Annotated in this window: 10 protein-coding genes; 2 read left to right on the forward strand and 8 right to left on the reverse strand. The window is 29.3% G+C overall.

Translation table 11 applies throughout. The features are described from left to right. Positions 1-245 precede the first annotated feature (245 nt). The 6 genes from KGF50_RS16445 to KGF50_RS16470 form a co-directional block, all read right to left on the reverse strand. Positions 246-1268 carry a LacI family DNA-binding transcriptional regulator gene (locus KGF50_RS16445; protein WP_227849070.1) on the reverse strand — a complete coding sequence of 341 codons (1023 nt, stop codon included), beginning with the start codon at positions 1266-1268 and terminating at the stop codon, positions 246-248. A 54-nt stretch (positions 1269-1322) separates the two neighbouring features. Then, positions 1323-2921 (reverse strand): sodium:solute symporter, encoded by a 1599-nt coding sequence (locus KGF50_RS16450; RefSeq protein WP_227849071.1) that lies wholly within the window; start codon positions 2919-2921, stop codon positions 1323-1325. 40 nt (positions 2922-2961) lie between these two features. Beyond that, positions 2962-4236 carry an MFS transporter gene (locus KGF50_RS16455; protein WP_227849072.1) on the reverse strand — a complete coding sequence of 425 codons (1275 nt, stop codon included), beginning with the start codon at positions 4234-4236 and terminating at the stop codon, positions 2962-2964. Between the two features lie 137 nt (positions 4237-4373). Further along, positions 4374-5642, reverse strand: coding sequence for an ester cyclase (locus KGF50_RS16460; RefSeq protein WP_227849073.1), 1269 nt, complete (start codon positions 5640-5642; stop codon positions 4374-4376). A gap of 51 nt (positions 5643-5693) precedes the next feature. Continuing rightward, positions 5694-6701, reverse strand: a complete 1008-nt coding sequence (locus KGF50_RS16465; protein ID WP_227849074.1) for a nuclear transport factor 2 family protein — start codon at positions 6699-6701, stop codon at positions 5694-5696. 412 nt (positions 6702-7113) lie between these two features. After that, positions 7114-8097 (reverse strand): hypothetical protein, encoded by a 984-nt coding sequence (locus KGF50_RS16470; RefSeq protein WP_227849075.1) that lies wholly within the window; start codon positions 8095-8097, stop codon positions 7114-7116. A 531-nt stretch (positions 8098-8628) separates the two neighbouring features. On the opposite strand from KGF50_RS16470, the gene KGF50_RS16475 reads away from it, so the two are divergent. Together KGF50_RS16475 and KGF50_RS16480 are read left to right on the forward strand one after the other, a co-directional pair. Further along, on the forward strand, positions 8629-9126 hold the full coding sequence (locus tag KGF50_RS16475) for an RNA polymerase sigma factor (protein WP_227849076.1): 498 nt from the start codon (positions 8629-8631) through the stop codon (positions 9124-9126). Then, a complete protein-coding gene (locus KGF50_RS16480) occupies positions 9104-9883 on the forward strand; it encodes a hypothetical protein (protein WP_227849077.1) in 780 nt (259 codons plus the stop codon). Before KGF50_RS16475 ends, KGF50_RS16480 begins: the two co-directional genes overlap by 23 nt. Before the next feature lie 328 nt (positions 9884-10211). Here KGF50_RS16480 and helD read toward each other — a convergent pair whose 3' ends face one another. Both helD and KGF50_RS16490 read right to left on the reverse strand, forming a co-directional pair. After that, on the reverse strand, positions 10212-12455 hold the full coding sequence (gene helD, locus KGF50_RS16485) for an RNA polymerase recycling motor HelD (RefSeq protein ID WP_227849078.1): 2244 nt from the start codon (positions 12453-12455) through the stop codon (positions 10212-10214). Positions 12456-12602: 147 nt separating this feature from the next. Next, positions 12603-13412 carry a MarR family winged helix-turn-helix transcriptional regulator gene (locus KGF50_RS16490; RefSeq protein WP_227849079.1) on the reverse strand — a complete coding sequence of 270 codons (810 nt, stop codon included), beginning with the start codon at positions 13410-13412 and terminating at the stop codon, positions 12603-12605. Between the last annotated feature and the right edge of the window lie 396 nt (positions 13413-13808).

Raw genomic sequence — 13808 nt, forward strand, 5'->3', positions numbered from 1 at the left:
GTAGTATATAAGCATACTATTTAATTAAATATAGGTTTGATTATAATAGAAAAAGATGAACCTTATTAAATTTAAGATTCACCTTTAAATTTCATTTATTTATAACTTTATGTCTTTATAAATTCAATAAATTAAGATATATCATTAACCACTATTAGTTAACTCTAATTATAAAAATTATACTTTTTATATCTAAAATTTATTTATAAAGATTACTTTTAGAATATCTTTAATATAATTTTATCCTAAACTGTAGAATCTCTTTCAATCAATTCAGGCTTAAGCATTTCAACTACTGGCTCACAATCATCTTCCTGTAATAAGGTTTTAAGTATATTAATCGTTTTTCCAATTAATAAGTCTAATGGCTGTCTAATCGTTGTTAAACTATAACTTTTCCATGAAGCCATCTGAATATCATCATATCCCATTACTGATAAATCCTCTGGTATCTTCAATTTATACTCAAATCTTGCAGCATCCATTACACCCATAGCTATTAAATCACTTGTGCAAAAAATTGCTGTTGGAGGACTTGATAATGCTAGCATTCTCTTTCCAGCTTCATATCCTGAATCATAATCGTAATTTGCAGATTCTTCTTTAAGATTGTGAATTCCGTTTTGTCTTAATTTAGAATAAAATCCAATTTTCTTTTCCATTTCCTCACTTGTTTCTCTTGTGAATTGAATGTATCCTATATTTTTATGTCCCTTATCAATTAGATATTCAGCAGCCATTCCTCCACCTTCAATTGGGTCTACATAAACCGTACTTATTTTTATACCTGGTATAAAACGATTAAAAAGAATCACAGGAATATTATTTTCTTCACATGTCTCAGCCATTACCTTATTCATAGCTGAAGCTGTAATAATCACAGCTTCCACTTGAAATTGAATTACTCTTGAAATTATATTATCTATTCTTTCTTGTCTAGGAACCTTAAAAACAAGACACTGTTTACCTATTTCTTGAATCTTTTCTACAAATAAGTTAATAATTCTGTTGTAAAATGGACCTAGATTATCACCAACTATCAATCCTATAACATTTGTTTTGCCACTAATCATTCCCCTTGCAACTAAATTGGGAACATATCCAATTTCATCCGCTACACGGAAAATTTTTTCTCTTACTTCAGGCTTTACACCTTTTCCATTTGCACTACCAAATGCTCTCGAAACTGACGACTGAGATACTCCTGCTAGTTTTGCAACATCCTTTGAAGTGGCCGATTTATTATAATGAACTTTCTTTTGATTCATTTAGTATTTCTCCTTAAACATCTTGTATTTCTTCTAAATCTCTTGTACTTCTTCTTAAAATTGTATTAAAAACAATATTATATATTGGACAACGAAAAAAACTAACACAATTAACTCTTGTTTACCTAAAGAAAATGGCAACACATATACTCCATCTACTTTATCTATTCCTTGCGAAATAAGTTCTTTTCTCATACCAAATACAGTATATTTTTTAATATCTTCTATATTATGATTATTCTTTAGAATGATACTAAAAATATATCCAAATATTAATGTTATTGTAGCACCTATTGCTGGATTCCACAACCAACTCACATTATATTTATTAGAAATAAAAAATCCTAAAACTAATCCTATGATAAAACCAATAGATACCCCTTTATCATGAGCCCTGTATGTAAACATAGCCAATATAAATGCACCTGTAGCTGGACCAGCAAAATATGATATATATCTACCCACAAGGTCAAGAATTGATTTGATACTTCCTCCAAATCCCATAATAATAAAACCTGTCATAACAATACCTATAATCATTGTTATAATCATAGTAACTTTTAACGATGATTCCTCATTATCTTTTTTAAAATAAAACTCATAAATATCCTTTGTAAAAACAGTTGTCATACTGTTTAATATAGAGTCAATACTAGACATAGCTGCTGCAAATACACCAGCAATAATAATTCCAATTGCCCCTACTGGAAGTTCATTCAAAACAAAAGTAATCATTATCTCATTTGAAGTTTCAAATGTTCTTCCTTTATAATAAACAAATAAAATCACTCCTACTAATAACATAAAATAGTAAACTAAATTCATAACAAAAGCACTAACTACAAAAGAATTTTTGGCGCCTTTTAAAGATTTAGATGTCAAAACTCTTTGAACTTGAGATTGGTCAAAACAGAAATATCTTATCCATATTACAGTTCCACCAATTAGAGTAGCCCAAAAAGTATTTGTAACTGAAACATCCATACTAAAATCAAATGTATTTAATTTACCACTCTGTTGTGCAATTTGCAATGTATCAAAAAAGCTAAGATTCATTCCTTTTAGTGCTGTCATAATTACTATAAATACAGCACTTATTACTACTAACATTTGAATACTATCAGTCCATATAACTGCTTTAATTCCCCCTAGTAGTGTATATATAATTGCTACACATACAACTATTGGAACCAAAACGTAAAGTGACCAACCAGTGATTATTTGAATAATAAGTACTGGTATATACACCATAGAACTTGCTTGAATCAATGAGTTGATAAAAAATTGAATAATAGTTAATCCCCTTGAATAATTGCCTAAACGAAGTCCCATATATTCATATACAGATGTTATTTTTAATCTATAAATGACTGGGGTGGTAATGCTCAGTGCAAAAAATATTGCTAAAGGTACTGTAATGTTAACCATCACTGGATACATTCCATCCATATACGCCCATCCAGGCCCCCCTATAAATCCATTAGCACTAATCATAGTAGCAGCAACTGACAAAGCGATTGGAATCCATGGCATTGACCTACCTGCTAAGAAATAATCTTCTTGATTTTTATTATCTTTTCCTGAATAATAACCAATAACCAACATTAACAGCAAATATCCTACTATAATACACACATCGATTACTGAAATCATAAGCCACCCCTTTCTAACTAAGAAAATAGTTCTCAGAATTCTATTCTTTCTTGTTTAATGTTTCTGGTAAGAACAGCCATACAATAGCACCTGCTACAAATACTGCTGTTGATATATAAAAGATAGTTGTCATACCTAAAGCACCTGAAGCTGTCCCAGCTATTGCAGGGATTGCAAATGTAGATATAATTCTTCCTCCATTAAATGACATTCCAGAGGACAATGAACGATATTTACTTGGGAATAATTCTGTATAGTATGCTCCCCATGCTCCAGAATATCCAACAGCAATACCTAATAATACTGATATCATATAAAATGATGTTGTATTATCTCCTCCTAGTTTTGTATATATAAAGACAAATACTGCCGCTAATGCCATCCCTATAAAAGGTACTTTTCTTCCAAATTTATCTGCTATTGAGCCCCAGAATAAATATCCTACTAACTGCCCAATTCCTTGTAAACTATATATAGAACCTGCTACTGCTGCTGTCATCCCTATTCCTGTTACCAAATATGTAGTTGCATTGTTTGAAAATGCTGAGTATGCTGTAAAATTAGCACCTGATAAAATAATTGTTCCTAATCCAATCCACAAATATTTCCCCTTATACATACTTACATAGCTAATTTTTTCGCCTGTTTCTTTTCCTTTCTTGACTAATTCTTTTGTATACTCTGAATCATCTGGTACAAATAAAAATGCCAAAATAGCTCCAACTATGGGTGGTATAATCGCAGTATACATTAATATTTGCCAATTTGCATCACCTAAAAATCCATACACTTTACCACCAAAAATCATAGCTAACGAAAATAAAGCAGTTAATACAGCAGCTAACTTACCACGATACTTACTTGGAAACATATCAGCAACTAGAGGCATAGCTGTTCCAAATACACCACCCAATACTATCCCTGTACATAAACGTGCAAATTTCCATAACATAATATTTGTAGGAGATAGCATTGGGATAAAAGTTGTCAACCCAATTAATAAAGCTACACTAATTAAAGTTTTCTTTTTACCAAGCTTTGTAGAAATCACTCCAAAAATGAATGTGCCTGGAATTGTACCAAAGGACATGACAGCAAATATTTCTTCTGTCTGTTTTAATGAAAAACCAAATCCGCCTTCTGCCAAAGTATAAATCATTGTTGGTTTAATAAAAGTACCTACCATAAAGTTATAGCAATAAAAAAAGTATATTAATGCAATGGAAAAAAATGCAATTCCTCTCTTTAGATTTGAATAATCTTTTCCTAGTATAATATCATTTTCTATCACATCTTTTTTTTTCATATTGTTCATAATTACCCCTCCCTTACTGTTAATCATACTATTCCTGAAACTTTCACTTCTTACATTTCACACATATTTCTTGCTTAAATTATATAGTAAGAATATTTACCATATAATTTCTAAAAATATTTATACTCTAAACCTTCTTACTCCTCTACACCCATATACATTTGCTTCAAAACATCCATACCATCAAAAGTCATCCATTCTTCCTTTACCTTACCTTGTAGTACATGATAATGATTAATTCCCATTACCTCTACATGCTTTCCAGAAGGTTGTCCAAAAAATCCAATGCCTTCATTTATTCCACGTAATCTCCATCTCACAGATACATCATATCCTTCATTTTTTTCCTTTTGATTACAAGTTACTCTTTCTACTTCATAACTGCCATTTGGAATTGAAGCAAGTAAACTTACAATCATTCCTTGAATCTCATCATACCCATTTAAATCTTTATCACAGATAAAATGTACTACTGCATTATCGTGATAATACTTTTTAACTTCATTTATATATTTATAATTGTAAATACGACTTGTCATCTCAAACATCATTTCACCAACAGAATCATCTTTAGCTTGATACTTTGCTGGCATAAATTGGCCATCCATAGACTCACAGATACCATAAGTTGATTGTAAGCTTAATACTTTAGATGCACTTTCCTTTGCCATATTTTTTGCCACTTCTTGAGGATTTAACCCTAACTGAGTAACAATCCATAAATTATCTCTAACTAACCATTCTTCATGAATTCTATTACTCGTTGTAGCACAATCAATTACAGTTCTAAAATTTATCTTTTTTCCAGTTGCTGGAGCAAAATTACTGTCACCTAAATTAGTTGCTGTAGACAAAACACGGTGTGAAGATAAAAAGCCATCAGCACCAAAATTAGACCATATTACATTTTGACCAATCAGCCTTCTATCTGGAAATGCGTGTAGAGTTTGAAGAGTATTTGCAATAACATCTTTTATACCAACTAAATTAGAAGAACCACAGTGCATTGTTACATTATTGTGATATGTATCATAAATAACTCCAATACCTTTTTCTTCCCAAATATTATGTGTGATTTTCATAATATAGTCTACAAAATCTCTATACTTAGAATCAAATCCAGGTAATTTCTGCTCCCTTTTTGTTTGATTTGAAAAATCATTATAATCCATTACTCCAACAGGTGTTACTTCTAGCGAATCTCCATAGTAAATTTTTGTAGACTCCATATTATTTTCTCCCTTCAATGTAATTTCTTCAGCTTTTTTAATAGTATTATTCTCATTACTTTTATCTGTATTAGTTTTATTTACTTCAACATTACTTAATTTAAGCTCACTTATATCAACTTCTTTTGCTTTTACTTTATCTTTTTCTCTTACATCATTTTTATCAATATATTTCAATTTACATCCTCTCCTTTTTTTGCATACGTATTCAAAACTAATTATTAAAAATTAAGCATTAAAAATACTTTTAGTTCTTTCAAGAATATCAAGGCCTTGCTGTTTTAGCCAGTAAGGAATATCAATTAACACCCAATTTTCTTTAAGTTTATCTCCTTTGCGATAGTAAACGTCAACGACTTGCATATCTGCCTTAACTTCTCCACCTGGCAATCCTAAAAATCCTCCACATGGGATATTGCTTAAGTTAGGCCACCCAAAGAAACAAGCAAAATTCCCTTCTGCAAATCTACATACATGTCCATTAAAAGTCTTTCCTTTTAAATTATTTCTAAATGGCAATTGATGCTGTTCTTGATACCTAGGTATAGTATAAGAAGCTCCAATCCCACCTGGTCCATACCAAATCATATCTTTAGACCATGATTTTTCAAGTATCTCTGGTGGACATCCCATAGAGCCACTGTCATTTAGTTCAGATAAATCATCTACCATTTTATTGACTAATGCTAAAGTCTTAACCCCCTCCACTTCATCTGCATCTTCAAAAAGTAATCCATTATGGTCAATTGGCCCTGGATATACAAAATATGAACCTGTTTGTGGTGGCAATGGGTTGACGCCTGCCTGAATCATAAATCCAATTATATCTACAAATAATCCAGTTTTAGAAATTTTCCCATCTTGCACACAGTTAAATTCCGCATATCTTAAGCTAATCATCTTGCGAGTATGCTTAATACCAAGCCAGTCATTATCAAAAAGTCCCATAAAATGCCCCATACTCATTACCCACTCACTGTTGTCAATTTCATTAGTACCCGCAATAAATATATCTTGTCTTCTTTGCATATTACTCAATGAATTTTTTAAAGGTTTCCAAAATATATCTGCTACATTTTCAATTCCTTTTTGTTCACGAAATGGATACACACCTCTCCAGTCATAATCTGATTTCATGTGCTGTTTTAAAATATTTTTAATTTCATCTCCATTGGCATGTTCTAATGCTTCAAAGTAATTTCTTACAACTCTTTTTGATTCTTGATATTTTCCCATGACTATATCCTCCCAAATTTATAAAGTATAATCTAACTTTATTGACCCTTTATTGCATACGTTTTCTTTTTTATAGCTTTTTCATCTGTTTTTAGGCTATTTTATGAATACATATGCATTTTTCTAAATATTAACACATATATATAAAATTGTAAAGAAAATGTTATCATAAAAATATAAATTGTGACTTATACTTACTTAAATTTATATATTTTTCATACTTTCTAATAAAAATAATCTTTACCTCCTATATTTATTGAAATACCTGCACTGATAAATGGCTGCAAAAAATTAAAGGTGACAGTCTTTTTAAAGCTATCACCTTTTTGATTTAGTCAATCTAGTATATTTTTATTTGTATTCTTATATTTATTTGTTAATATTTATTTGTTTATTTATTGAATTTCTAATCCTACTTTTTATCAGCACCTTTTTTTTCTTCACTTTTGCTTTCTTCTTTAGTATGGTTTTTTTGAACAGATTCTACTTGTTCATCAGTTGCTGTTTGAGATTTATCAATTTTTTCATGTTCTTTTATAGTATTTTTCTCAGCATCTTCTTTATTTTCAGACACTATTTTTTCATCTACACTTTGATTATAAAATCTTCCGCATTCTTGATATTCATTGCCTTCTTGATAATTTTTAGCATCAAATTCTTCATTTTCTTTAGATTCTCTGTAAGTTCTTTCATGACCACTTGGTGCAAATCCTTCATGACTTCTACACTCTCTATGTCCATATTCTCCTTCATATCCTCTTGGCTCAAACCCTTCATGACCTCTATGTTCTCTATTGTCATGACCTCCTTCGTATCCTCTTGGCGCAAATCCTTCATGACCTCTGCAACCTACATGTTCATAACTTCCTTCGTATCCTCTTGGGTTAAATCCTTCGTGGCCTCTGCAACTTGCATGTTCATAACTTCCTTCATATCCTCTTGGTGAAAACTCTTCATGACCTCTGTAATCTCTACGCTCATAGCCTCCTTCGAATCCCCTTGGCGCAAATCCTTCATGACCTCTGCAACCTGCATGTTCATAACTTCCTTCATATCCTCTTGGTGAAAACCCTTCATGGCCTCTGTAATCTCTACGCTCATAGCCTCCTTCGAATCCCCTTGGCGCAAATCCTTCATGACCTCTGCAACCTACATGCTCATGAAACCCCTCATATCCTCTTGGTGCAAATCCCTTATGATACATCATTTCAAATATTTTGCATCCTTCACATACATGATTCCATGGATGTCTATGAGGACCCCCATATCCCATTTGAGCATGATGTTGTGAATATTTACTATGTTCTCCATAATGTTCTTGGTGTTTATGATGTCCTCTCATTTCAAATTCTCCAAATCCTCTAAATCCTTCTCTTTTATCTTTGTAATAATTCATATTAATTCCTCCTAATTAACTCTATTTTTTCTATTAATTTATTTTCTCAGTTTTATTAAGGTACCTTACTTATTTCTAATTATAAAGGTACCTTATAATTTTGTCAACACTATTTTTAAGGTACCTTTATATTTTTTTAATTTATTTTAGTTTTAACTTAGTTTGTTTTAACTTACTCTTAAACCTAAAAATTATGGCATAAAAAAGTGGTATAGGAAAACACATATTTATTATCATGTACAATTTTTTATTGAATCACTTAAATTTATCAAACTGTTTCCTATACTTCAATTTAGTAAATAATTACTTTTAAAAAAAGTGAACCATTTATAGTAAAATTTTATCTAATAAGTGTAAGACAAAAAAGTAGTGCTACTATTTTCATAGGAATGTAGATTTATCAAATTATTTACCAAACTTCAATAAAAAAATAATTATTTAAAAAAGTGAACCATTTATAGTAAAATTTTATCTAATAAGTGTAAGGCAAAAAAGTAGCGCTATGATTTGCATAGAAAGGTAGGAATACAATTGGATAAAACTACATTTATTAATAATATTCTTGAGTCAGAACAGACTTTGTATCGCGTATCTAAGTCTATTTTAGGAAACGACCAAGATTGTGAGGATGCTGTCAACAATGCTATTTTAAAGGCATATGAAAAATTGGACTCACTAAAAGAACAACAATATTTTAAAACTTGGTTGATTAGAATAGTCATAAATGAATGTAATTCATTAAGACGTAAACAGTTTAATATTCTACCATTTGAAGAAATTCTCAAGAACAAAAAAGTAGAAGAAAAAGATGATTACAGTGATTTATATATTGCTATTCAAGGTTTATCTAAAAAAATTAAGATTCCAATAGTTCTTTATTATATCGAAGGATATTCAATAGATGAGATTAAGGAAATATTAGATATACCTCAAGGAACAGTAAAAAGCAGATTATCAAGAGGTAGAAAATTATTAAAAACTAAATTAGAAGATATGGAGGTAATGTATGAACAAAAACAAATTAGATAATTCATTTCCGAAAGCTCCAGAAAGCTTTCATAATAGATTAAATAAAACACTAAATAGTCTACCAGAAAGAGAGGAGAATTATAACATGATTAATAATAAAACACGTAAATTACCATTTAATTTATCATTCAAAAAAGGATTAATTGCAACTTTTGCTGTTACTCTACTTTTAGGTACAACAGCTCTTGCTACAGGAGAAATATCTAGTATAATTGGAAAATCAAGTAATAAGGCTACCTATACATCTATTCCAACTACAGAGCAAGTAAAAAAAGACTTTAAATTTGTCCCTAATATAGTTTCTGAATTTAGTAATGGATATAAGTTCAAAGGAGGTTATACTATAAATGAAAAAGGACTTGATAAAGAAGATAATATTTTAGGCGAATTAAAAGCACTTGATTTTGCCTATGAAAATGGTAATGATGAAATATCTCTTAAAACATCAAGTGATGTACTTGGAAAAGATTCTGAGGATATGAAGGTTGTAGATACATACAAAGATGTAAATATTTCTTATGATAAATTCAAGCAAAAGTATGTACCAGAAGGTTATAAAATGACAGAACAGGATAAACTTGATGAAAAATCAGGTAAATATACATTTAGTGAGTGGTCAGGTGAGGTGGAAGTTAATGAATATAAGTATTTAAGTTGGAAACAAAATGGAGTTTATTACTCATTTATAGTTCAGAACTCAGATTTATCTATGAATGATTTACTAGAGATGGCTCATGAAGTAATAGATGCAAAATAAAGCTAATTAACACTAAAATATAACTAATAATTAAATTGTTTATGAGTTTATTATTTCTTACTTTAATGTATTTATTAATAAATACAGCCATCTCTTCTATCGTTATATTTTTTTTAAGATTCATATATCAAATTTTAGATATTTAACTATTCTATAATTCCTAGTTAAATACTACTAAAAAAGCCCTTAAAAACCATTTATTTTGGATTTTGAGGGCTTTAACTTTATTGTAAATACTCATATATTAGCTACAAATACACAATAAATATATAAGAATCCTAAAAGAAAAATTAGATAAGAATTAAAAATTTATTGCTTTAACATTACTTTAATATTGTTTTAATAAAGAAGTTATCTCGTCTAAATAGTATATGTTTAATACATGAAGAGCTCTTGTACAGCAAGTGTAAAGGAGCAACCTTTCATCTTCATTATTATAATTTTTATTACTTGCATTGTATATAATAACCATATCAAATTCAAGCCCTTTAGATAGATATGAAGGCATTATTAACACACCATTTACATACTCGTCATCATCTTTTGTTATGCACTGCACATCAACATCATTCTCTTTTAAAAACTCATATACTTCCCTAGTCTCACGAACTGTTTTTGTTATGATACCAATAGATTTATAATTTTTCTGTTTATAACCCTTTATATCTTCAATAAGTTTTTTATTCAGTTGATTTTTATCTGTAAAACCAATTATCTCAGGCTCATCACCATGTCTTTCAACATATTCATCATTTATAGCTTCTGTAAGAAGTTTTCTTGAAAATCTAGTAATTTCCATTGTTGAACGATAGGTTTTACTTAGATTTATTATACAAGTATCATTCTTTAATATATCATGAATATTATTGTAATCTCCAACATTCATAAAAGGATTGATTGATTGGTTGATATCTCCTAATATAGTCATATTAGCAGAATTAAAAAGTTTATAAAATATTTCATATTGTAATGGAGTGTAATCCTGTGCTTCATCTATGATTACATATTTAATTTGGGATGTATTTGGGATACCCCCAAGAGCCCCTTTCAAATATAAAAGAGCAACTTGGTCCTCATAATAAAGGCTCTTTACACTCAAATTATCCATTGTATAAATTCTTATATTATCTATAAGATTTTTATCATATTCAATATTTGTTTTATCTAAAAACAGCTCCAAATTCTTAAATAGATTTTTATAGGTGTCTATCAAGTCTAGCTCTGTCATTTTTGAAACTTTAAAATAGATTTCTTTCAAATTTTCTTTTACAGTAAGAGTACTTTTTTCTATCATTTCTTCTTTTTCTATATAATCCCCAGACTCTTCAAGCTCTTTAAATACTTCATCAATCCAAACTTTTTCATATGGTTCAATTAGAAATATTATTCTTGATTTTATCTTTTCTAATCTTCTCTTGATTGGTAGATTTGAATAATCATTAGAAAACAAATCTTGCAAATCCTTAGATGAAATTATCAACTTACCTCTCACAACAATATCTTCAAAGCACCTATCCTCTGTCTCTAGATGATTTATATATTTTTTTAATATATCCACAAACTCTGAAGATGTTTTAAATTCTATATTTTCTATCCTATCCCTATATGTTATTTTTTGATTATTATCAAATATATACTCCATCATTTCTGATGGACTTTCTTTTTTAAAATCATTTCCTAATTCTTGATGCATATAGTCTTTAAATGTTGTCTGGCAAATATTATCTTCACCAAGTTGTGGTAATACATTTGATATATAGTCGTTAAATATATTATTTGGAGAAAATATTATTATATTTTTAGATGTTATTTTATCTTTGTGTCTATATAGTAAATATGCAATTCTATGAAGTGCTATAGATGTTTTCCCACTTCCAGCGGCCCCTTGTACAATTAAGTTTTTATAATCTTCATTACGAATCACTTGATTTTGCTCTCTTTGAATAGTTGTAACTATAGTTTTCATTTTCTCATCGGAGTTTTTGCCTAAAAGTTCTTGTAAGATATCGTCATCAATATTTAGATTACTGTCAAACATATACTCAATTTTTCCATCTTTTATTTTATATTGTCTTTTTTTAGTTATTTCTCCAGAGATTAATCCTTCTGGACAATCATAGCTTGCTTGTCCAATTTCATAATCGTAAAACATACTTGAAATAGGAGCTCGCCAATCATATACCAGAAAATCATAAGCCTCATCAATTAGATTTGATAACCCAATATAACAATTTTGAGTATCAACTTCATTATCTTCAGTAAAGTCAATTCGTCCAAAATAAGGAGATTCAATCATTTTTTCGTATTTATCTTTGAGCTTTTCAGTAAATTCATGGCTCCTTTTTTGATGCTTCATAACATCCATAAATGACATAAACTCAGAAAGTTGTTCTAATCCATTTTCCATAGAAATAGACCCCAGGTCATTCCATAATTCCCTTTGAGTTTCTATAGCATCTTTTTTTAGTTTATCTTTTTCTCTACGTTTTTCCTCAAGTTGTCTGTTAGCTTCTTTAAGAATTTTTTGGAGCCATTGATTTTCAAGATTCAATTCAAAATCATTTAGATTCATATCATAATCCTCCTCAATTGAAATTAACGTTTAATCCACTATATCAGTTTAATCCGCTATATCAATTATATAGAAATGAGGAGATATTCATAGTCTTAAAAAAACTTTTTATTTATGATATAATTATAGTGGGAAGATAAATAGTTTCTAATCTTCATTAACATCCTTTTCGCTATGTTTTTCATCCTTAGATACATTCTGTTCATTAAATTTCTTGTTCTTAAAAAACTCTGGATGTTGTTTTACTATCTGTTCAAAAAACTCTGGATGTTGTTTAGTCATTTGTTCAAAGAATTCTTCTCTATTAAAAAAATCTTGAAATGCTTCCATACGTGAACTATAAAACTCTTTTCCTTCTTGAGAACTCTCATGTGATTCCTCATGTGGATTTGGACGTGAACCCATATGCCCCATTCCAAAGCCTTCTCTTCCATTAAAACCTAAAAATTGACCAGGATGTGGTCTTGAGTGTGGTCCCATATGTGCCCCATCAAAATTAATGTTGTCGTCATTTTTTATACTTCTCTCTAGCTCATTAGTAATCTTAGTAAGAATATCACTTAGAATACTTTTTTCTTCTTTTTCCAAAATATCGAATATTTTATTAGTTGGGTCTTCTTCCTGCTCAATTTTATTAATTTCATCCATACCCTTTGATGTCAGTCTTACTACCATTACTCTACGGTCTTTTTCTGAAGGTGTACGAGTAATAAATCCTTGATTTTCTAGTTTTGAAAGCAACTCACCTAAAGATTGAGGTCTCATATCAAGCAAATAAGATAGTTCTTTTTGAGTAATTTCTGGTTTTATTTTTAGCATAGATAATACTCTTCCTTGACCTCTATGCGTTCCTCTAAAAAAACCATGTGATTTATGATTTTGAAGGTGAAATTTATGTAGTAACGATTGTACTTTAAAAAATTGCTCTAATAAATTTTCATCTTGAGTTTCATTCATGATTTTTACCTCCTAAATTAATTATTAATTTTGTAATCATACATTTTACTAATTATATAATTTTTTTCAAATAGACCTTTAAAAAGGTACCTTACTTGTATTGAGTATAAGAGCAAGCCTTCGATTTGTCAAATATTTTAACACTTTATTACTCTTTTTATGCATCATAATAAAATCCTTGTATTATATCCTTATATATCCTTAAATAAATAATCAAGTTTAATTTTTCAAACTAAAAAATCCAATATCTATGCTAAGAAAACTCTATCCCTTATTAAAGTTACTAAGTAAATTATCTATTTTATTTTCTTATTTATTAGTACTACTTTCTACTTATTAAGACTATCTTCTAAGTCCACTACAACTATACATAAACATATTCAATTAATTCTATAT

This window comes from Clostridioides sp. ZZV15-6598 (assembly GCF_020657705.1).
GTDB classification, from domain to species: domain Bacteria; phylum Bacillota; class Clostridia; order Peptostreptococcales; family Peptostreptococcaceae; genus Clostridioides; species Clostridioides difficile_F.

Coding starts and splice junctions, on each gene's coding strand:
- KGF50_RS16445 (WP_227849070.1), bottom strand. CDS start 1,268: ATGAATCAAAAGAAAGTTCATTATAATAAATCGGCCACTTCAAAGGAT.
- KGF50_RS16450 (WP_227849071.1), bottom strand. CDS start 2,921: ATGATTTCAGTAATCGATGTGTGTATTATAGTAGGATATTTGCTGTTA.
- KGF50_RS16455 (WP_227849072.1), bottom strand. CDS start 4,236: ATGAACAATATGAAAAAAAAAGATGTGATAGAAAATGATATTATACTA.
- KGF50_RS16465 (WP_227849074.1), bottom strand. CDS start 6,701: ATGGGAAAATATCAAGAATCAAAAAGAGTTGTAAGAAATTACTTTGAA.
- KGF50_RS16470 (WP_227849075.1), bottom strand. CDS start 8,097: ATGAATTATTACAAAGATAAAAGAGAAGGATTTAGAGGATTTGGAGAA.
- KGF50_RS16480 (WP_227849077.1), top strand. CDS start 9,104: ATGAACAAAAACAAATTAGATAATTCATTTCCGAAAGCTCCAGAAAGC.
- helD (WP_227849078.1), bottom strand. CDS start 12,455: ATGAATCTAAATGATTTTGAATTGAATCTTGAAAATCAATGGCTCCAA.
- KGF50_RS16490 (WP_227849079.1), bottom strand. CDS start 13,412: ATGAATGAAACTCAAGATGAAAATTTATTAGAGCAATTTTTTAAAGTA.